The 20886-nt window shown below is 70.8% G+C and carries 16 protein-coding genes; 6 read left to right on the top strand and 10 right to left on the bottom strand.

The window, feature by feature from the left end; all coding sequences use genetic code 11:
• The first annotated feature begins 114 nt into the window (after nt 1-114).
• Entirely contained in the window at nt 115-1599 is a 1485-nt protein-coding gene (gene cdgB, locus ACQEVY_RS22705; RefSeq protein ID WP_432955356.1) for a diguanylate cyclase CdgB, read from the top strand.
• 115 nt (nt 1600-1714) lie between these two features.
• Here the strand turns inward: cdgB and ACQEVY_RS22700 are convergent, their stop codons facing one another.
• On the bottom strand, nt 1715-3049 hold the full coding sequence (locus ACQEVY_RS22700; RefSeq protein ID WP_432955355.1) for a hypothetical protein: 1335 nt from the start codon (nt 3047-3049) through the stop codon (nt 1715-1717).
• A 435-nt stretch (nt 3050-3484) separates the two neighbouring features.
• Between ACQEVY_RS22700 and ACQEVY_RS22695 the strand changes: the two genes are divergently transcribed.
• Nucleotides 3485-4723: a molybdopterin-dependent oxidoreductase gene (locus ACQEVY_RS22695; protein ID WP_432951268.1), complete on the top strand. Its 1239-nt coding sequence runs from the start codon at nt 3485-3487 to the stop codon at nt 4721-4723.
• A 355-nt stretch (nt 4724-5078) separates the two neighbouring features.
• Here the strand turns inward: ACQEVY_RS22695 and ACQEVY_RS22690 are convergent, their stop codons facing one another.
• From ACQEVY_RS22690 to ACQEVY_RS22680, 3 genes are read right to left on the bottom strand one after another with little or no spacing between them, the layout of a single operon-like run.
• Nucleotides 5079-5882 carry a class I SAM-dependent methyltransferase gene (locus ACQEVY_RS22690; protein WP_432951266.1) on the bottom strand — a complete coding sequence of 268 codons (804 nt, stop codon included), beginning with the start codon at nt 5880-5882 and terminating at the stop codon, nt 5079-5081.
• Nucleotides 5879-6619, bottom strand: a complete 741-nt coding sequence (locus ACQEVY_RS22685) for a TIGR04282 family arsenosugar biosynthesis glycosyltransferase (protein WP_432951264.1) — start codon at nt 6617-6619, stop codon at nt 5879-5881. Before ACQEVY_RS22685 ends, ACQEVY_RS22690 begins: the two co-directional genes overlap by 4 nt.
• Complete coding sequence (locus tag ACQEVY_RS22680) at nt 6616-7359, bottom strand: glycosyltransferase family 2 protein (protein WP_432951262.1); 744 nt, start codon at nt 7357-7359, stop codon at nt 6616-6618. The genes ACQEVY_RS22685 and ACQEVY_RS22680 overlap by 4 nt, the downstream gene beginning before the upstream one ends.
• A gap of 200 nt (nt 7360-7559) precedes the next feature.
• On the opposite strand from ACQEVY_RS22680, the gene ACQEVY_RS22675 reads away from it, so the two are divergent.
• Both ACQEVY_RS22675 and ACQEVY_RS22670 read left to right on the top strand, forming a co-directional pair.
• Entirely contained in the window at nt 7560-8321 is a 762-nt protein-coding gene (locus ACQEVY_RS22675; RefSeq protein WP_432951260.1) for a response regulator transcription factor, read from the top strand.
• A 23-nt stretch (nt 8322-8344) separates the two neighbouring features.
• A complete protein-coding gene (locus ACQEVY_RS22670; protein ID WP_432955353.1) occupies nt 8345-9457 on the top strand; it encodes a sensor histidine kinase in 1113 nt (370 codons plus the stop codon).
• Nucleotides 9458-9656: 199 nt separating this feature from the next.
• Here the strand turns inward: ACQEVY_RS22670 and ACQEVY_RS22665 are convergent, their stop codons facing one another.
• Together ACQEVY_RS22665 and ACQEVY_RS22660 are read right to left on the bottom strand one after the other, a co-directional pair.
• A complete protein-coding gene (locus ACQEVY_RS22665) occupies nt 9657-10271 on the bottom strand; it encodes a hypothetical protein (RefSeq protein ID WP_432951258.1) in 615 nt (204 codons plus the stop codon).
• A gap of 173 nt (nt 10272-10444) precedes the next feature.
• The gene (locus ACQEVY_RS22660) at nt 10445-11191 is read right to left on the bottom strand and encodes a response regulator transcription factor (protein ID WP_432951256.1); all 747 of its coding nucleotides are present in this window, start codon (nt 11189-11191) and stop codon (nt 10445-10447) included.
• A gap of 195 nt (nt 11192-11386) precedes the next feature.
• Between ACQEVY_RS22660 and ACQEVY_RS22655 the strand changes: the two genes are divergently transcribed.
• Nucleotides 11387-12994, top strand: a complete 1608-nt coding sequence (locus tag ACQEVY_RS22655; protein ID WP_432951254.1) for a hypothetical protein — start codon at nt 11387-11389, stop codon at nt 12992-12994.
• A gap of 210 nt (nt 12995-13204) precedes the next feature.
• Here the strand turns inward: ACQEVY_RS22655 and ACQEVY_RS22650 are convergent, their stop codons facing one another.
• Nucleotides 13205-14215, bottom strand: a complete 1011-nt coding sequence (locus ACQEVY_RS22650) for an NAD-dependent epimerase/dehydratase family protein (protein WP_432951252.1) — start codon at nt 14213-14215, stop codon at nt 13205-13207.
• A 129-nt stretch (nt 14216-14344) separates the two neighbouring features.
• On the bottom strand, nt 14345-15799 hold the full coding sequence (locus ACQEVY_RS22645; RefSeq protein WP_432951250.1) for a glycosyltransferase family 39 protein: 1455 nt from the start codon (nt 15797-15799) through the stop codon (nt 14345-14347).
• 442 nt (nt 15800-16241) lie between these two features.
• On the opposite strand from ACQEVY_RS22645, the gene ACQEVY_RS22640 reads away from it, so the two are divergent.
• Nucleotides 16242-18179 (top strand): TerD family protein, encoded by a 1938-nt coding sequence (locus ACQEVY_RS22640; protein WP_432951248.1) that lies wholly within the window; start codon nt 16242-16244, stop codon nt 18177-18179.
• A 215-nt stretch (nt 18180-18394) separates the two neighbouring features.
• Here ACQEVY_RS22640 and ACQEVY_RS22635 read toward each other — a convergent pair whose 3' ends face one another.
• Together ACQEVY_RS22635 and ACQEVY_RS22630 are read right to left on the bottom strand one after the other, a co-directional pair.
• Nucleotides 18395-19408, bottom strand: a complete 1014-nt coding sequence (locus ACQEVY_RS22635) for an RNA polymerase subunit sigma-70 (RefSeq protein ID WP_432951246.1) — start codon at nt 19406-19408, stop codon at nt 18395-18397.
• 115 nt (nt 19409-19523) lie between these two features.
• A complete protein-coding gene (locus tag ACQEVY_RS22630; protein WP_432951244.1) occupies nt 19524-20768 on the bottom strand; it encodes an amidohydrolase in 1245 nt (414 codons plus the stop codon).
• Nucleotides 20769-20886 lie beyond the last annotated feature (118 nt).

Below are 20886 nucleotides of genomic sequence, written 5' to 3'. Positions count from 1 at the left end.
CGGCCAGATCCGCAATGTCTGGGCCGGAATCAGGTGGGTCGCACGGCCTTCGTCAGAAACCCCGCCTATGTTCCGGACCAAGCCCACGACGTCCGATACGACCTCCAGACCGCCATTGAAGGCATCCATCTCGCTCGTAGTCTGGCCGACACCCTGCAGGCCGTCTCGGACGGTGTTGTAACCGGTTTGGGTTTTGAGATGGCGTGCGTGAACCTTGTACGACCCGACGGCGGCCTGGTCGTCGCGTCCTTCGCCGGCAATACCGAGGTCGAGGCTCGCATCACCGGACGCCTCGGCGCCCGCGCCTCCTGGGATCGCCGCCTGTCCATGGGTGAGGAGTGGGGAAGCCTTCGCTTCATCCCCCATACCGAGGGCCGAGATCTCGACGAGGACGACGTCCCGGAGTTGTACGCCGACGGGCCCGCGCCGCGCTTCGAGGACGAGTGGCATCCCGCGGACCGCCTGTTCGCACCCATGTATGTGCCTGACGGCACCCGCCAAGAACTACTCGGCATCATCTCCGTAGACAAGCCACGCACCGGCCGCCGCCCTGGTCCGGTGCAGCGTGAAGCCCTGCAGTCCTACGCGTTCCAGGCGGCGATCGCGATCAGTAACGCACGTCTGCGCGCCAACATGCAGCGCGCACTGGTCCGTCTGGAACGCGACCAGCAGACCTTGAGAGCCAGCGAGGAGAGCTTCCGGCAAGCCTTCGAATACGCCCCCGCCGGCATGGTCATCGCGGAGATGGGTGGCGAGCAGCACGGGCGGATTCTTCGCACCAACGACGCCCTGTGCCGCCTTCTTGGACGTCCCGCCGCCGCGATGCGCCGATACTCCTTCTCCGACCTGGTCCACCCCGAGGACATCGGCACCCTGTTGAGAACATCCGCCGAGGGCGGACGTGCTGAACTGCGCCTGGGCCGCCGCGACGGCACATACGTGTGGGTGAGCCTGCGTAACAGCGTCGTCGCCGATGCCGCCGACGGTCCCCGCTTCTTGCTTACTCACGTCGAGGACATCGAGGAGCGCAAGCGCCGCGAGCTCGAACTCGCCCACCGCGCCGCCCACGACCCCCTGACCGGTCTGCCGAACTCCCCCGAGCTGCTCGCGCGCCTCTCGGCCCGTCTCTGCCAGCACCCGGACCACCCCGGAGCGATCGAGTCTGCGGAGCCGGAGGCATACGACGGCTCCGACAGCTACCACGTGCACGCTGTCGCCCCTGAGGGCGACCGGGACTACGGCGTCAAAGGGCTTGCGGTCCTGTTCTGCAGCCTTGACGGTTTCAAGTCGATCAATGACCGGTTCGGGCACCAAGCGGGCGACGCGGCCCTCATAGAGGTTGCGCGACGGCTGTCCCAGGGAGTGCGTGATGGTGACACCGTCGCCCGGCTCGGAGGCGACGAATTCGTGATTCTCGCCGACGGACTCGACCGCGCTGTCGCCCAGGACCTCGCAGTCCGACTACGCAGCGAGGTCATCCAGCCATTCCGGGCCGAGGAGCGAACCATACGGATTGGTGCCAGCTTCGGCATTGCATGGGCCCACTGCGGAATGGCGGCAGTCGATGTAATACAGGCTGCCCGAGATGCCGCAGCCTGACCGGCGGCTTCCTCAACGAAGACGTGAAAGGACCAGCAACTACGTCGATCGCTGAGCCGGCCAGCGGGCGGCCGTATCAAAGTGCCCGGGCACTGGGGAAAAGAGACCCCCGCGCTCACCACCCCGTGTGGAACAGGTGGTTCACCGCCAGCGCGACCGTCACCTGGGCAACAAGCCACCCCCGCTGCCCGCCCCGCGGCAGCAGCGCCGTCGCGGGCAGCAGCCAGAAGGCGAACGGAAGCCAGATGCGTTCCGTCTCCGCCTTGCTCATGCCGGAGAGGTCGGCGACCAGGACCATGAGGAACCCCGCCAGGACCAGGCCGAGAAGCCGGTCGGTGGAGGTCGGAGCGCCGGCACGCAGGCGGCGAAAAGCGGTCGGCACGGTCGCGAACGTGCGGCGCAGGCCCGCCACCCCCGCCAGCCCCACGAGCAGCACCGTGCACGCGAGGTTGGCCCACACGAAGTACCAGTACGGGCGGATGGAGGCCGCGCCCTGGTAGTAGCGCTCGACCAACAGGTGGTACGCCTCCCACCAGTTGAAGCCCGCGAGGGTGAAGGCGACGGGGGCGACGGCCGCGCCCGCCAGCAGGGGGAGGAGGAGCGTGGGCGGCCACCGGCGCCAGGTCAGCAGGAGCACGGCTGCGGCGATGATCGCGAACAGGGTCAGGCCGTAGGAGAGATAGACGGTGAAGCCGAGCAGCAGGCCGGAGCCGAAGCCGTAGACGAAGGCCGGAACCCTGCGGCCACCCGTCGCCGCCAGCGCCAGCAACGCCACCGCCCATGCCGCCACCGCCGCGAAGTAGCCGTCCGCCGACGCCCCCACCCAGACCGCCGCCGGAGCCAGGGCGACGAACGGCGCGGCCCGGCGGGCCAGCGTCTCGTCGGCGAGGGACCGTACGGCGATGAGCACCGCCGCGGCGGCCGAAGCGCCCACCGTGATGCAGAAGACGCCCGCCCAGCCTCCGCCGCCGAGGCCGATACGGTCCAGCCAGACGAAAGTGAGCGTCGCGGCCGGGGGATGGCCCGCGATGTGCGGGGGCCAGTGGTCGGGGGAGTCGAGCAGGATGTGCTGGGTGAAGCCCCGCAGGGTCGCGCCGATGTTGTCGAAGCGGTCGATGACGGTCAGGTACTCGTAGCGGGTGGTGAGGCGCCGCTCGATGCCGTAGTACCAGCCGTCGATCAGGGCGAGCGACCACGTCCAGGCCATGGCGACGCACCAGGTCAGCGGGACCAGCGCTCGCCATGGCAGGCGGGCGGCGAGCGAGGGGCCGTACGCGATCACCGCCACGGCCACCGTGATCGCGGCCGGAGTGCCGGGCCCCACCTGCGGTGACCACCAGGCGTACAGCGGCGCCCAGGCGAGGTGCAGGTTGCCGTAGGTGTTCTCGAGGATGTGGCCGACGACTGCGGCTGTGGCGAAGAGGAGGACGGCGGCTCCGGCGGCGTACAGGTCGGGGCGAAGGCCTCGGCGGGCGGCGCGGGAGGCGGGGGAGCCACGGCCGGCGTCCTGCCCGTTGCCTGAGTCGACGGACTGCCCGACGTCCTGGCCGACGTCTTGGCTGGTTTCCAGGCCGATGTCCCGGCCGAGGTCGTCGGGCACGCCGGTACGGTCGTGAGGCAGGCTGGCACGGTCGTCAGGACGGCCGGTACGGTCCTCAGGGCGGCGGCCATCGCGACCGTCGCGGCCACCGCGACCGTCGCTGTCGTCTCGGTGCCGGTCGTCGTCCTGGTTCCGCTTCTGGCCGAGGTCCCGGAGAAGGTCACGGTTCACAGCGGAAACGCTAGGGCCGGGGCCACGCCCTGGCGTCCCGGCCAGCACGAACGTCAGCCTTTCGTCATGAGTCGAGCGCCCCTCGGCCCGCCCGTACCGGCCTACCGTCGGGGTATGAGCGAACGGCTCCCCATCTCCCCCACCTCCCCCTCCTTCTGGCGCAGCCCTCTGCGTGGCCCCCGGCTCACCTCGCTGCTCGGTGTCGTGCTGCTCGCCGGGATCACCGTCCTGTTCGTGACGGGCCTCGTGTCGTACGCCGCGTACAACCCGAACCTCTCGCCGGTCAACGACAAGACCCCGGACAAGGGCCTCCTCGGCTTCTACCTCTTCGCCTGGCCCACCGACCCGCCCTGGCTGTACCGCCTCAACCAGGGCACGCACGTCACGCTCGGCATCGCCCTGATCCCCGTACTCCTCGCCAAGCTGTGGTCGGTCATCCCCAAGCTCTTCGAGCTGCCGCCCGCGCGCTCCCTCGGGCACGCGCTGGAACGGCTCTCGCTGCTCGTACTCGTCGGAAGCGCGCTGTTCGAGTTCGTGACGGGCGTGCTGAACGTCCAGCTCGACTACGTCTTCCCCGGCTCCTTCTACCCCCTGCACTTCTACGGGGCCTGGGTGTTCTTCGCCGCCTTCGTCGCGCACGCGGCGCTGAAGATGCCGACGGTTCTGCGCAATATCCGACGCGAACGAGGCGGAGAAACAGGGGAGTTGGTGTCACCGCGGCCCGACCCGCCCACCGTCTCCCGGCGCGGCGCGCTCCAACTCGTCGGCGGCTCCTCGCTGTTCCTGCTCGCCACGACCGTGGGGCAGAACTTCGACGGCCCCCTGCGCCGGACGGCGATTCTCGCGCCGCACGGTGGGCCGGAGCCCGGCTCGGGACCCGGCGGCTTCCAGATCAACAAGACGGCCGCGGCGGTGGGGATCAAGGCGGATGAGACGAGCGACGAGGCGTGGCGGCTCGTCCTCGAAGGGCGTCGTACGGTCCGGCTCAGTCGGGCGGAGCTGCACGAACTGCCGCTGTACAGCGCCGCGTTGCCCATCGCCTGCGTGGAGGGCTGGTCGACGGGTGACCAGTGGTGGCGGGGCGTACGGCTTCGGGATCTTGCCGAATTGGCGGGGTACGACCGGGGCCAGGCGCCTGATCTGTTTGTGGAGTCGCTCCAGCGTGCGGGTTCTTTCCGACGGGCCGCCCTGCGCGACAACCAGGTCCGCGACCCGCGCTCGCTGCTCGCCCTGTACGTCAACGGCGAGCCGCTGACCCCCGACCACGGCTACCCGGCGCGCATCATCGTCCCCGCCGCGCCCGGGGTGCTGAACACCAAGTGGGTGGCCCGGCTGACGTTCGGAGACCTGTGAGGAGCCCTGCAATGCACGTACGGATGACGAGCGTACGGAACCGGTGGCGTCGCTGGTACGGCGAGAGTCCCCTCCAACTCCTGCTGCTGGCCTGCTCGTTCGCGCTCGTCGCGTATGCCGGCGTACAGCTGCTGGCGGGGGACTGGTGGGGCGTACTGATGTGGATCGTCGGGGCGGCGCTGCTGCACGATCTCGTGCTGCTGCCGTTGTACGCCGCTGCCGACCGGGTCGTCGGGGCCGCGCTCGGGGTGGTCGGGCGCCGGGAGTGGCTGATGTTCGTCCGTGTCCCGGCGGCCCTGTCCGGACTGCTGCTGCTGGTGTGGTTTCCGCTGATCAGCGGGCGGGTCGAGCGGCGTTACGAGGCGTCCACCGGCTCGTCCGGCGATGTGTTCCTGGGGCGCTGGCTTTTGATGACGGCGGTGCTGTTCGGGGTGTCGGCGCTGTGGATGCTGATCCGTTCGGTACGGGCGCGGCGCAGGGCCACGAAGCAGCGGCCGTCCGCCGTCCACTGACCGTCCGTACGCCAGCCGAGCCGGCGGGCGCGCCTCAGCAGGGCGCGGCTGCCGAGCCGGGCCCAGGGGAACGGGGTTCCGGCGGCGCCCTGGGCGTCGGTGACGTGCACCTGGACCTGTTCGTCGACGTCCACGGGTGCGGTCTCGGCGATCAACAAGCCGTCCGGTGCGAGGAGTTGGGCGATCCGGCGCAGCAGGGCGTCCGGGTCGCCGCCGATGCCGATGTTGCCGTCGATGAGCAGTGCCGTGTTCCAGCGGCCCTCCCCCGGCAACGGGTCGAACACCGAGCGGCGCAGCGCCTGTCCGCCGAGTTCCACGGTGTGGTTGACGGCCGCCTCGCTGACGTCTATCCCGAGGACTGGCCGGCCCTTTAAGGCGAGGGCCGCGACCAGCCGACCGGGCCCGCAGCCCACATCCAGTACGGCCCCTTCGCACTGCCGCAGCGCGGACAGATCGGCGGCGTCGGCTCGCGCGCACCACCGCTCGACCTCGAGCGGGAGCAGCCAGCCGTCGTTACGGCGCAGGAAGAGCGGGCCGCGCCCGTCGCGGAGGGCGTCCGCGTACGGGTCGACGCACCACGCGGACGCCGCCCCCGTACCCGTACTCGCGTCTGTATCCGTCGCGCTCGCCGTACTCGCCGTGCTCATCGCCCCACGACCGAGCGCTCGACGACGGAACCTTCGGCGACGGACCGCTCGGCAGCGGCTCGGTCGGCGACGGACGGCTCGGCGATGAACTGCTCGACGTCCGACCGCCGTACGCCCGCCGCCAGCCGGTCGAACTCCGCCGCGAAACGGCTGCCCTGTCCCTGAACCATGACCTGCTCGGCGACCAGCCAGGCGTCGTACGCCGTGTCGACGTCCCGCAGCCGCGGCAGATCGCGTACGCGCAGTCCGGCGGCCGTGAGCCGGGCCCGTTGCAGGGCTCCTGTCGTGGGCGTCGACATCGGAACGCCACGCAGCAGGGCGGGGTCCGGGTCGGCGAGCCCCAGCGCCCAGAAGCCGCCGTCCTCCGCGGGTCCGAACCAGGCGTCGCACTCCGTGAAGTCGGCCCCGAACGTGAGGAGTTCGGCGGTTACCTGAGGCGTGTCCATGCCGATGAGCAGCGCCGGTCCCGTGCAGTCCGCGAACGCCGCGGCCAGCCGTTCGTCGAGCCCGCCCGCGCACTGCGGGACCACCTCGACGCCGGGCGGCAGCCATGGCCCCGGCTTCCCGTCGAGCACCAGGACCCGCCGGTCCGCGGGCGTCGCGAGCACCGCGCTCAGGGTGTCGGCCAGCGCCGCCTCCGCGAGCGCCGCCGCCTCCTCGGGCGTGAACGGCGGGGTCAGCCGCGTCTTCACGCGTCCGGGTCGCGGTTCCTTGGCGATGACGAGCAGGTTGGTCATCGGTGGGCTCCTCCTTGGACGGGTCCTTGGACGGTTCCTTGGCTGGTGGCGTACGCCGGCTCCGTCAGCACCCGGCGCATGTCCCGTACCGCGTGCCACGTGCCGCGCCAGGTGCCGGTGACCTTGGAGGTGCCGGTGCGCGGCAGGTACGGGACGTCGTGTTCGGCGATGCGCCAGCCGGCGTCGGCGGCGCGGACGACCATCTGCAGGGGGTAGCCGCTGCGGCGGTCCGTGAGGCCGAGGCCGAGCAGGTCCTCGCGGCGGGCGGCGCGCAGGGGGCCGAGGTCGTGGAGGCGTACGCCGGTGCGGCGGCGGAGCATCCGGGACAGCGCGAGGTTGCCCGCGCGGGCGTGCGCCGGCCAGGCGCCGCGGCCCTGCGGGCGCCGCCGCCCGAGTACCAGGTCGGCCTCGCCGTCACGGATCTCGCGTACGAAGGGCACGAGCAGGGACGGGTCCAGCGAGGCGTCGCAGTCGCAGAAGCAGACGATGTCCGCGGTGGCGGCGAGCAGCCCCGCGTGGCAGGCCGCGCCGAAGCCGCGCCGCTCCTCGTGGACGACGGTCGCGCCGAGGCCACGGGCCACATCGGCGGAGCCGTCGGTGGAACCGTTGTCCACGACCAGCGCGCGCCAGCCCTCGGGGATGAGGGCCAGCACCCAGGGGAGCGCGGCGGCTTCGTTCAGACAGGGCAGGACGACATCGACGTCGGGTTTCGTGGTGGGATTCGGGTACACGGCTTTCACAGTACGAACGTGAAGTGGACATAACGGATAGCGGCTCCTTACGAAACACGGACGTCGGTCCGCCGCCAGGGATCCGCCTGGGTTCCGCCCGCATTCCGTACGGCTCCCCGTCCCCCCATCTCCTTACGAATCAAGGACGCCCGAGCCCTCCGGCCCCCGGACGCAGGACATCCGCGCGCCCGCGGTGCGACCCTGGCGACATGCACCAGCAGCAGCCGCAGCCGTACGACACCTCCGGCACCCGCGTTCTCGTCGTTGACGACGACCCCACCGTCGCCGAGATCGTCTCGGGCTACCTCGACCGGGCCGGTTACGTCGTGGACCGGGCCGTCGACGGCCCCTCCGCGCTGGCGCAGGCCACCGCGCACTGGCCCGACCTGGTCGTACTGGACCTGATGCTGCCCGGTATGGACGGCCTGGAGGTGTGCCGCCGGATGCGCGGGCGGGGCCCCGTACCCGTGATCATGCTGACCGCCCGCGGTGACGAGGACGACCGCATCCTCGGCCTCGAGGTGGGCGCCGACGACTACGTCACCAAGCCGTTCAGCCCGCGCGAGCTGGTTCTGCGCGTCGAGTCCGTACTACGCCGCAGCCGGCCCTCCGCCGAACCGCGGGGAATGCTGCGCGCGGCCGGCCTCAGCGTGGACCCGGAGGGCCGCCGCGCCACCAAAGACGGTACGGAACTCGCCCTCACCGTCCGCGAGTTCGACCTCCTCGCCTTCTTCCTCCGGAACCCAGGACACGCGTACGGCCGTGAAGAGCTGATGCGCGAGGTCTGGGGCTGGGACTTCGGTGACCTCTCCACGGTCACCGTCCATGTCCGCAGGCTTCGCGCCAAGATCGAGACCGACCCGGCGCGGCCCGAGCTGATTCAGACGGTGTGGGGCGTGGGGTACCGCTTCGACACGGCCGGTGCTGACGCGGCCGGTGTTTCCGAAGGAGAAGGAGGGGAGGGCCGATGATCGCCATGGAGGAAATACCCCCCATGCAGGACATGCTCCTCATCGCGGCCTGCGCCCTGCTGGGTGCCGTGGTCGCAGGTGTGCTGGGCGCCTTCGTACTGAGGCTGGTCCGGCACCGGTCGCTCACGGTCTCGCTGCACGTCGTGGTGTTCGTGGCCGTCGCCGCGATGCTGGCCGGGACGCTCATGGTCGCGCAGGCGATGTTCCTGAACGAACACGACCTCGCCGTCGTGACGACCGTCGTCGCGATGGCGGCCCTGGTCTCCGTGCCGACGGCGATGCTCCTGGGCCGCTGGGTGGTCGCCCGCAGCCGGGACCTCACCATCGCCGCCCGCTCCTTCGGCGACGGCGGCGACTTCGCCGCCCCAGCCGGCGGCGGAACCGCCGAACTCGCCGCGCTCAGCCGGGAGTTGGCGGCCACCAGCGCGAAGCTCCACGAGTCCCGGGAGCGCGAGCGCGCCCTGGAGACCTCCCGGCGCGAACTCGTCGCCTGGATCTCGCACGACCTGCGCACCCCGTTGGCCGGACTGCGCGCGATGTCGGAGGCGCTGGAGGACGGTGTCGCGGCGGATCCGCACCGGTATCTGCGGCAGATCCGTACCGAGGTCGAGCGGCTCAACGACATGGTCGGCGACCTGTTCGAACTGTCCCGCATCCATGCCGGGGCGCTGGCGCTGAACCCCTCGCGGATGTCGGTGTACGACCTCGTCGGGGACGCGCTGGCGGGGGCCGACGCGCTGGCCCGTGAGCATGGGGTGCGGCTGGTGGGGGCCGGGATCGAACCGGTGCCGGTGGAGGTGGACGGCAAGGAGATGAGTCGCGTACTGGGGAATCTGCTGGTCAACGCGATTCGGCGGACGCCGTCCGATGGGACGGTGGCCGTTTCGGCGCACCGGTCGCCGGAGGGGGTTGTGTTGTCCGTTACGGACAGTTGCGGGGGGATTCCCGAGGAGGACCTGCCGCGGGTCTTCGACACGGGGTGGCGCGGTACGCACGCGCGGACGCCTCCGGCGGGGGCGGGGCTGGGGCTCGCGATTGTGCGCGGGATCGTGGAGGCCCACCGGGGCCGGGCGGTCGTACGGAACGTGTCCGGGGGCTGTCGTTTCGAGGTGACGCTGCCGACCGTGGAGGTGTAGCGCTTCCGCAGGTGGGATTGACGCCGCGGGTGCGTTGTGGCTGGTCGCTCCCCCACTCTCGGCTCCTCCCCCCACTCTCGGCTTCGCTCGAGCGGGGGGACCCCCATGAGCGGGGGGACCCCCATCGCGGCGGAGCCGCACATCGACACAGCCCCGCGCCCCTCACAGGGCGCGGGGAACTGTCATCTAGCCCGTCGGCTCAGCAGTCGCCGGAGCCCGTCGCCGCCTCGCGGAACACGGGGCTCTCGCCGTACGTGTTGTCGGGGTCGATGCCGGTCATCGTCACGTCGTTGACGTACCAGATGTAGTGGCCGTAGTAACGGTCGCCGAAGTTGAGCTGGTAGTAGCCATGCGACCTGACCATGTGCGCCCGGTGGGTGAGCCAGCCCTTCTTCTGCGGGCCGATCCACAGGCTCTCGGTGTGCGTCTCGGTGTGGGACTTCTCCCAGGTCTTCCCGGTGGCGCTGCTGAACCCGAGCTTGAAGGCCTCGAAGGCCCCGCCGAACTCGATGGTCTGGGTCGTCGAGGTGCCGGTCGACGTGGTGTCCGACCACGTCTTGGACAGGCTCTGGTTGACGCTCGTGCAGTTGTACGCGTCGGAGGTGACCCGCTGCTCCGGGCCGAGGTACTTCTCGACCGACTCGACGTGGAACTCGCACCGGTCCGTGCCGTTGTTGCACTGCTCGAGGAGCTGCGCGACGGTCGGCTGCTCCTCGTGGTCGGCCATGGCGGTGCCGGGGGTGGCCACGACGAGGGCGGCCAGGGTGATCGCGGAGCCCAGGGCGGCCGCGATTTTCTTCCGTACGGAGTACATGTTGCTGTGCTCCCTGTGGGGGTGGGAAAGAAGGGGCAGCCCCGAGTGGAGGCCGCGGCCTCAGTGAAGCGAGCGCGGATCCGGAACCGCTCCGTACGGGATAAGGATTTGATGAAGGTTGCGGCGCGACGTGGACTTCGACGGTCCGGGTCCGGGCTACCGGACGCTGACGGTCAGACCGCGGACATCCGGTAGCCCACCCCGCGGACGGTACGGATGAGTGACTGGTCCTGGTCGCCCAGCTTGCGGCGCAGGTAGTAGACGCAGGTGTCCACGATGCCGGAGCTCTCGTCGCGGTGGTTCCAGACGCGCTCCTGTATCTGGGAGCGGGTCAGCACCCGGTCGGAGTTCTCCAACAGGTAGCGCAGCAGGGCGAATTCGGTGGGAGTGAGCCGGACCGGGCGCCCGGCCGCCCACACCTGGTGTGCGTCGGGATCGAGTTGCACATGACCGACACTCAGGCAGCGGCGCCGCGTGGGCCGTTCGGCGGTGCGGCGCAGCAGGGCGCGGATACGGGCCGCCACCTCCTTCAGCTCGAACGGCTTGGTGACGAAGTCGTCGCCGCCCACGTCCAGTCCGTGCACCCGGTCGTCGACCCCGCTGCGTCCGGAGAGGAACAGCACGGGCATGGTGAGGTCCCGTTCGCGCAGGGTCCGGCATACCTCGAAGCCGTCGAGGTCGGGGAGGTTGACGTCGAGCAGGACGAGGTCGGGGATGCGCCGTGTGACGAGGCGCAGGGCCTGGTGGCCGGTGGCTGCGCAGGTCACCTCGAAGCCGATGAATTCCAGGGCCGTGGCAAGCACGTCGCGGACGCCGATGTCGTCCTCCACCACGAGGAGATGGGTGGCGGGGGCGGCGCCCGAGGGGGTGGAGGGCGAGGAGACAGCGGCTGTGCGGGAGTTGGGGACAGGCTTGGTCATGTCCTGTTCCTTTGCTGACTTTTTGAGACCTCAAAGCTTCACAGGCGCCCCTATGGTCACACGTACCCGTAGGTAGGGTGAGCGACTTCGTCCGCTTGCTCGAATCCGCCGTCTTCGGGCTCCCATGGCTCCATCTGTCCCCGCTCTGTCTCCGCCCTGTCCCCGCTTTGCACGCGCAGCGGTTACGGTGCTGACGTGCTGGTCGATGGAGAGGGGGCGGGAGTTATGCCGGGAACCGTGCTGCTGCTGGCGGCCGCGCCGGTGGGCAAGAGGTCTCTGGTGGACGCGGCGTCGGTGCTTCCCGTGCTCGCGGCGGTGGCGCCCGCGGTGCTCTCCGGCACGGACACGGCGAACGTTGTCGAACTCGCCGACCCTCTGGAGCCGCAGGCCGTCCTGACCCGCCTGCGTGCCGCCGCCACGGCCCCCGGCCCGCTGACGGTCTTCGTCACCGGCCAGCTCCAACTCGACCGCCGCCAACGGCTTCCGCACCTGGCCCTGGCCCGTACGACCCCGTCGACCGTCCGCTACACCGGCTTCCCCTGGCACTGGATCCGCGAGGAGCTGCGGCTGCGGGCGCCCGGCGGTACGACCGTCTTCGCCGACCTGCACGCCGACGCGGAGACCTGGCAGCACCTGGTCACGCAGCCGCTCGCTGTCGGACCCGGCGTCCGGCTGTACGGCCGGGTCGCCCCGCCTCCGCCGCGGCGGACGCTCGCCCTGCCGACGTACATGAAGTCCGTCGCAACGATCCTGCGCAGCGGCCACCGTCCGGCGCCGCATGAGTTGCACCAGCAGGCGCTGACACGGCTGGCCGGCGAGGAGCCGGACGCCGTTCGGCGGGACCTTGTGCTGGCGGTGGAGTCGCCGGCGGCTGCGGGTCCGGGGCCGTTCGCGGAGGCGGCGCGGGCCGCCTATGCCGTCCCGGCGGGGGACGCGCCTGGGTCGGCGGTCCACGCCGCTCCGGCACGGGATGCGCCTGCGTCGGCCGTACACGTCGGCTCACCGGGGGAGGCGTCTGCGTCGGCCGTCCACGTTGCCGCGCCTGGGGAGGCGCCTGCGCCGTTCGTCCCTGCCGGCTTGCGGCCGGAGACGTCCGAATCCCTGGCCTCAGCAGCCGCGCCTCGGGAGGCGTCTGCGTCGGCGGGCCACGCTGCCGCGCCTGGGGAGGCGCCTGCGCCGATCGTCCGTGCCGGCTCGCCGACGGAGTCGCCCGTATCCCTTGCCCCGGCTGCCGCATCGCGGGAGGAGCCTGAGTCGGCGGTCCACACCGCGTCACCGGGGGAGGTGCCTGCGCCGTTCGTCCCCGCCGCGTCGTCGGAGGCGTCCGCGCCCCCCGTCTCTTCCGCCGCGTCGCCGGAGGCGCCCGTCGCCTCCGACCCCCACGTCGAGATCGCCTCCGCCGTAGAGGACGGGCGGCATGGGGAAGCCGATGGGCTGGCCGCTCGTTGGGAGCAGGATGCGTTGCGCGTGTACGGGGCGGGGTCGGATGAGGTTGTGCACTGGATGGAGGTGCGGGCTGATCTGGCCATGTTTGCGGGGGATGCCGTGCGTAGTTGTCGGACGTGGATGGCTGTGGCCGATGCGCGGCTCGGGGCGGGGCAGTCGCCTGACGCTCCTGCCGTCGAGGCGGCCGTCGACCGGGCTCATCACCAGTGGGGGCGTGTCGCCGATGCGGGCGCTGCTCGCGAACTGGGTGGCGCCCTGGCCGAGTTGCGGGGCCGGGTGCCGGGGCGTCGTGAGGGTGCGCTGCAGCATGTGCACCAGCGTTTGGAGCAGCTTCGGGCTACTCAGCGAGTGGGCTGAGCTTCGCTTGGGCGGGGTTTCTTTCCCCAGCCCCGCCCCTTCCCGAAACTGAGGGCTGCGCCCCCAGGCCCCCCTTGGGAGTCGTATCTCGGCTGCCGGTGCGTTGTGGCTGGTCGCGCAGTTCCCCGCGCCCCTTACGGGGCGCATCCCTGCGCTCCTTACGGGGCGGGCCCCTGCGCCGCCCCTGCGCCCCTGAGGGGCGCGGGCGCGTCAGCGCCCGGAGCCCCCGCCCCTCAGCCCCGCCGCCGTCGCGAATTCCCGCACCCCCTCCTCGAAGCCCACCTCCGGCTTCCAGCCCAACTCGCCGCGCACGCGCGCCGAATCGGCCGTGATGTGCCGGACGTCGCCTAGCCGGTACTCCCCGGTGACGACGGGCGCGGGTCCGCCATGGGCGGCGGCCAGTGCTTCGGCCAGGTCGCCGACCGTGTGTGGGTCGCCGCTGCCTACGTTGTACGCGCGGAACGGGGCCGCGTCCGAAAGGGCCTCCAGTGCCAGCACGTTGGCGGAAGCCACATCGCGTACGTGTACGAAGTCCCGTCGCTGGCCCCCGTCCTCGAAGACCCGCGGCGATTCCCCGCGTGCCAGCGCGGAGCGGAAGAAGGAGGCGACCCCGGCGTACGGGGTGTCGCGCGGCATCCCCGGCCCGTACACGTTGTGGTAGCGAAGCGAAACCGTTCGCCCGTCCACTGCCCGAGCCCAGGAGGCGGCCAGATGCTCCTGGGCCAGCTTGGTCGTGGCGTACACGTTCCGCGGATCGACGGGGGCGTCCTCGCCGACCAGCCCTGGCGCCAACTCATCCCCGCACACAGGGCAGTTGGGCTCGAAGCGTCCTGCGTCCAGGTCGGCGACTTCCCGCGGACCGGGCCGTACGACCCCATGCCGCCCGCACTCGTACCGCCCCTCCCCGTACACCACCATCGACCCGGCGAGCACCAGCCCCCGCACCCCCGCGTCCGCCATGGCCGACAACAACACAGCGGTCCCGAGATCATTGCTGCTCACATACGCGGCCGCATCCTCGAACCCCTTCCCCAACCCCACCATGGCGGCCTGATGACACACGGCATCGACCCCGTCGAGCGCCCGCCCCACGGCGTCCCGATCCCGTACATCGCCCCCGGACACGAGGTCGTACACCACCGCCTCATGTCCCCGCGCCCGAAGCGCCGCCACAACCGCCGACCCGATGAACCCGGCTCCGCCGGTGACCAGTACTCGCATAACGCGAACGCTAGGCCCGCACCCCGCCAGACGCCGCTTCCGCGCCCAGCACGTCACGGCTCCGTAAGAAGCGCGTGGCAGTCGGCCGGTGGGCCTGTGGCCAGCGGCTGCCGTGTCCATCGGACCTGGTCACGGAGCCGGTGTGAGCCGCTCGTACACCGTCACCCTTCGACCGCGGACCTCCTCGTCCGCTACCGGAGTGAAGTACTGCTTCAGTACGGAGACCATCACTCTGTCTCGCTCCCCCCTTGTCGGCCTCGCTACTTGCGTCGCGTCCGTGACCAGCACGATTCGCCGCTGGTCGAGCATCGCGACCCGTATCCGGGCGGGGCTTGCTTCCACGCCCTTCAGGGTCCCGGACTTTTCCGGGCTCTCCACCAGGGCAATGTCCTGCAGGCCGGTGAAAGCCTGGGGGGAGACCAGCTTGGTGTCCCGTCGTGCGGCCGGTAGGTAGAGGACTGCGTCCCCGGACTTCTTCAGCTGCTGTACCTGGGCCGCTGCCGCCAGGACGTCGTCCACCCGGCTTGCCGGGGACCGCTTGGCCAGCGACTGCGGCAGCAGTGCCAGCATCGCCACGGCGACCATCGCGGGGAGAATCCACATCGACGCCCTCGGTAATCGCTTTGCTGTCGCCCGTACCACCGCGCCAAGGATCACACCGACCAGCAGCGCCAGACCCAGCAGACTGAACAGAACGTATCGGTCCACGAACAGCGGCTGGATCAGGGAGAGCCCGATCAGGCCAGTCTGCGGAACCGCCAGTAGCGGAAACCCGACTGCCGCCACCGACAGTCGTCTTGCCCGGGATCGGTCCAGCAGGACTCCGAGCCCACCGATCGCGAGCAGGACCGCCGGGCCGATCAACATGTGCCAGGTCAGCGGTGGTATCCAGGAAGCCTGGGCGGACTGGCTTCGGCTGAAGAGGATCAGTGGCGATACGCACGTCGTCGCGGCCGCCGAAGCCGCCGCCCAGCGTGTCCACACCTCGCGTCCGGCTTGCGCCCACGCCAGGGTCGCCAGGTGCGCGGGCAGAATCAGCAGCGAGAGCCAGTTCAGCAGCCCGCACACGAGGACTGCGCCGCTGTAGGCCACCCAGTGCACCATCTCGCCACGCCCCTGAAGCAGGGTCACAAGCAGCAGCGTCGCGAGCCCCGTCCCGGCCGCGACGAATGCGTAAGGGCGGCCCTCCTGGAGGTAGAACTGCACAGCCGGGAGAAGTCCGAACGCCAGCCCTCCTCCCAGACCCACCCAAGTCCCGCCCAGCCGACGACCGATGACCGTCACACATGCGGCAGCCCCTGCCATGGCCAGTACGGAAGGCAGCCGCAACGTCGTGGTAGAAGGCCCGAAGCACTCGAAGAGTCCGTGCATGAGCAGGTAGTACAGCCCATGCACGACATCGACCTGCTCCAGCATGCGCACGATGTCTCCGGTGGACCTTTGGGCCACCTGCCAGGTTGCGGCCTCGTCCCGCCACACACTGTCCTGCCGGGAAAGCCCCCATAAGCCAAGGGCCACAGTCCACGGCACCGGGAGCAGCCATATACGAGAAAGGCGACGTGGAGCGACGGTTGAGGCAGTCATGAACGTTGGTCGGACCCTCGGATAGTGGTGCGCTGACGCACCTGCGATGCAGGAGCATGGGCGAACGTCGGTTCGGCCAGGTAGAGGGCCGCCACTCCACTCCGGTTGCCTACGGGCTCAGCTCCCAGCCCGACTTCTGGCGGGCCCAGGTGCGCTACGTCGCCATCGGCATTGGGTCCGGATGTGGCAGGCAGCGGGCGGGCTCGTGGTCCGACCAGTGGGTGAGCCAATTGCGTGAGCACTTCTCGCGGTCGTGTTCGCGGTGCGCTCGTTTGAGAAGTTCGAGGACATTTTGGCCCTGTGTGTGCGCGTTTTTCGCGACAGGGGTGATGGGTTCGCGTCCGGGGCTCGCTGTGGCCGACGAGGCCTGACGTCCCTCAAGGTCAGGGCAAAACGGCATACAGGTTGAAGGAGTGGTGAATAGCCCATCATCCTTGGCGCCATGACTCTCGCCTCCGCGTCGTTCGACGCACGCGCTATGGGCGACTACGCCCACGACTGGGCCTTGGTCGACGTGGAGACCTCCGGACTCACTCCTCGGCGGGACCGGGTGCTGTCCGTCGCGGTGGTGACGATCGGTCCGGACGGGGAGCAGACGGGGGAGTTCTCCACGCTGCTCAACCCCGGATGCGACCCGGGACCGGTGGACGTGCACGGGCTGACGCCCGAGCGGCTGCGGGGTGCACCGACCTTCGACCAGGTCGCCGGGCGAATCGGCGCGATGCTTCAGGACCGGGTCCTGGTCGCCCACAACGCCCAGTTCGACTACGACTTCCTGGCCTACGAGTTCGCCCGTGCCCGGATGTGGCTGCCGGTGTCGCGGCGGTTGTGCACCCTGGCCCTCAACCGCCAGGTGGATCCGCCGACGGCCGACATGAAACTGGGCACTCTCGCCGCTCATTACGGCGTACCGCAGCTGCGGGCGCACGACGCACTCGACGACACCCGCGTGCTGGCGGGAATCCTGCGGGCGACGCTGCGCGAGGCAGCACGGCTCGATCTGCCGTTGCCGCTGGTGAGCTGCCCGCCGCGGGCAGAATCCACGTTCACGCCGCAGCCGCCCAAGACGCCCTGCGCGTACCGGAATCCTGGGCGGCTGGTTCCCGGCGGACCGCTCCAGCAGGGGATGAAGATCGCGATCACCGGGGAGACCGCCCTCGCCCGGGCGGAGTTGGTCGGTCGGGCTGTCTCCGCCGGGCTGAACATGATGCAGTCCGTCAGCCGGCACACCAGCGCACTGGTCACCAACGACCCGACGTCCGATTCGGCAAAGGCCCGACGCGCGATCGCCGACGGCGTACCGGTCATCGATGAGCCCACCTTTCTGCGGCTGCTGACCGACGTACGAAGCGGGACGGCGCATGAGGCGACGGCTGCCACAGGCACAGCCGCTGCCGCTGCCGCTGCAGTGATCGCACCGGTGACGGAGCCGGTGACGACACAAGCCCCGGCCGGCGGGCCCGTATCCCCCACGGGTTCTGCCACATCCACACCGGCCGAGGCTGTCCTCCCCGCACTCTCCCCCAGCGGATCCGTTCCCGATCCCCGCCCGCCCTCGAGCCTGGTGAGTACCTCGGAGGATCCGCTGAAGGGCCGCCGGGTCCTGGTGGTCGGCGGTGTCCATGCCGCTGCCGTCGCGGCCCGTACCCGCGTCGTCGAACTGGGCGCGTCCGCGGCCATCAACCTGTCGGCGAGCGTCACCGACGTCGTCCTTCTCGTCGGCGGCCCCAAGGACCGCCGCATGACCCGCATCACCGCCCTTGAGCTCCCCGTCCACGACGCACACTGGCTCACCGCGCCGACAGTGACCGACCAGGGCACGGCGGCCGTCCGGGCACAGGAACCACAGGTCGTGCCAAGGGGCGGCGTCATCGACCTGCCCATCCAGAACGGCACACCCGCGCCCGAGTGCTACATCACCGCGAGCTGGGCTCCGCAGGCCGGCTGTGAGATCGACGTCGTCGCTTTCGTCCTCGACGAGGACGAACAGGTCACCTTCGACGAGGACTTCATCTTCTACGGCGCTCCCGAGAGCCCCGCCGGCACCGTACGGCTCCTCACCGGCGGCCCGGCCGAACAGACCATAGCCCTCGACCTGGCGTCCATGCCGCCCGCGACCCGCAAGGTCGTCGTCGCCGCGGCCATCGACAGCGCCGCCACTTTCGGTACGGTCGGCGCGATCCAGATCGGTGCGGCCCTCGGCAGCAGCGGGGCACCACTCGCCCGGGCCACCCTGGACGCCGCGACAACCGAACGCACCATGCTACTCGCGGAGATCTACCGCAGAGGCCCGCTCTGGCGCCTGCGCGCCGTCGGCCAGGGCTATGACCACGGGCTCGGCGCCCTGGCACGCGGATACGGGGTCGACATCGCCGACTAGCGGGACGTGACCGTACTGGCTCTACGGGTGACGATGTGCACCCTCCCGTACTGGCTCGGGGGTGACGATGTGCACGCTCGCCGTGCGGCGCCCGGGGTTCCGGAGGGCGCGGACGCCCGTGCCGCGGAACCAGAACCCGGCGCCGAGTCCGAAGTCCGGCCCGGGCTCGCCGTCGCGCAGCGAGCCGGACGGCGTGTCCGGCGTCCGCGCCGGGACTATTCCGTGCCGTCCGCCGGCAGGCGCTCGGGCAGCCCGAGTCGCGGGAACTGGTCGTCGTGGAACGTGACGATCTCGGTGATCGCCCCGCCGGTGACGCGCAGGACGTCGATCGTCAGGGGCAGGTACGCGCCCTCCTGCTTCTGCCAGAGGTAGAAGGCGGCGGCGGGCTGCCGGTTCACGGAGGTGAGGACGGCGCGCAGGCCCTTCATGCCCTCGAAGCCGCCCTCGAGCCAGTCGTTCACCACCGCGTCGCGGCCGACGTGCAGGCCCGGCGTGGGCGGCATCGAGCAGCGGACGTCGTCCCGCAGCATCGCGGTGAGCGCCGGGATGTCCGTGGCCACGCTGGCGTCGGTGTAGCGGCGTACCAGCTCGCGCGTTCCGGCGTCCTCCTCGCCGCCGGTCCAGTCCTGCCGGTCGGCAGGCAGGTGCTCCCGCAGGCCGGCGCGGGCCCGCTGCAGGGCGCTGTTCACGGAGTTGACGGAGACCCCGAGGGCTTCCGCGACGTCCTTCGCCCGCCAGCCGAGCACGTCCCGCAGGATCAGCACGGCCCGCGGGCGCGGCGCGAGGTGCTGGACCGCGACCAGGTACGCCAGCTCGATCGTCTCCCGCGCGACGGCGACGGTCTCCGGCTCGTCCGCGTCGCCCGCGGGCAGCTCGTCGAGCAGCCGGTCCGGGTAGGGCTGCAGCCACAGCACCTCGCCGCCGGTCGCGGGTTCCGGGCGGCCCTTGGCGATCAGGTCCAGGCAGGCGTTGGTGGCGATCCGGTACAGCCAGGCCCGGAACGTCGACCGCCCCTCGAAGGTCTCCCGCCGCCGCCAGGCACGCAGGAACGTCTCCTGCACGGTGTCCTCGGCGTCATCGAACGACCCGAGCATCCGGTAGCAGTGCACATGCAGCTCCCGCCGATGCCGCTCCGCCAGCCCCGAGAACGCCGCCTCATCGACCTCCCCCAGCCCGCTCCCGCCCAGACCGCTCACGCCTAGCTCCTCCAGCCGCGTGTTCGCACTCATTACGTCATCCCTCCGCCTCGTCGTGTCCCGTCGTACGTGTGACGGGCGCGGGCGCGAAAACTCATCACCGGGTCTGTGGCAACGACGGAAGCGATCCCAGGGAAAGCTGGTCGATTCACCGCTCCGCCAGCATCTCCAGTGCTCCCGAGACCAATGTCCGTACGCCGGGACCCACGGTCGTCAGGTCGGGGGCGAAGTGGGGGCTGTGGTTGCTGGGGACCTCTGCTAGTTGTTGCAGTAGGTCGCCGGCCTTGGATGCCTCGTTCCATACGTCGGTGGGGGTGCTGGTCACGAACCAGTACGCGTAGGGGAGGTTGCCGTCGGCCAGGACGGGGAAGTCCTCGCTGCCCATGACGGGGCCGAAGTCGAGGATCGTGTCCGGGCCGAAGACCTCGCCGTGGACGGCGGCGATGCGGCGGTCGGTTTCCAGGTCGTTCACGGTGACCGGGAAGCTGCTGCCGATCGTGATCGTGGGTTCGGTCGGGCAGCCCGCTGCCGCGCACTCGCCCACCGCGATGCGGCGGATCGCGGCGAGCATCTGGTCGCGTACGGCCGCGGACTGCGTACGGAGGTTGAGGGCGATGTGCGCCTCGGACGGGATGATGTTGTGCCGGGTGCCCGCCTCGATCTTGCCGACCGTCAGGACGGCGGACTCTCGGGCCGCCAACTCCCTTGATACAACGGTCTGGAGACGCGTCACGATGTACGCGGCCGTCACCACCGGATCGACCGTCGCCTCCGGCCGCGACCCGTGGCCGCCCACCCCGTGCACCACGATGTCGACGTCCGTCGCGGCCGACATGATCAGGCCGGGCGAGTGCGCGTACAGCCCGGCAGGCCCGGGCGTCGCGTGCTGCGCGAGCAGGACGTCGGGGCGCGGGAAACGTTCGTACAGCCCGTCCCCGACCATCGCCGCCGCCCCCTCGCCGGTCTCCTCGGCGGGCTGGCCCACCACGAGCAGCGTGCCCGACCAGGTGTCCCGCCCGTCCGCGAGCGCGGACGCGGCGCCCGCCAGCCAGGTGACGTGCAGATCGTGCCCGCAGGCGTGCATGACGCCGGGCGCTTCGGAGGCGTACGGCAGCCCGGTCTCCTCCGCTACCGGCAGCGCGTCCATGTCGCCGCGCAGCAGTACGGTCGGGCCGTCGCCGTTGCGCAACAGCCCCACCACACCCGTACCGCCGACGCCCTCGACCGTCTCGTACCCGGCCGCCCGCAACCGCTCCGCGAGCCGCCCCGCCGTGCGGTGCTCGGCGAGCGACAGTTCCGGATGGCGGTGCAGGTCACGGTAGAAGTCCTCAAGGGCGGGGAGCGGAAGATCCCCGGTGAGGTCCAGCGCGGTACGGGCGGCGGCAGAGGTCACGAATGGCAGCGTACGGGTCCCTCCGGGGCGGGGCAGGTTTTCTGGGGCTGCGCCCCAGGCCCGCATTAAGAGGTCGTACCTCGGCTGCGGGTTCGTTGTGGCTGGTCGCGCCCACGCG

Origin of the sequence: Streptomyces sp. CA-288835, assembly GCF_050936385.1 — a bacterium.
GTDB lineage: Bacteria > Actinomycetota > Actinomycetes > Streptomycetales > Streptomycetaceae > Streptomyces.
Note: the sequence above shows the minus strand (reverse complement) of the source record. Positions and strands in the feature narration are given on the sequence as shown.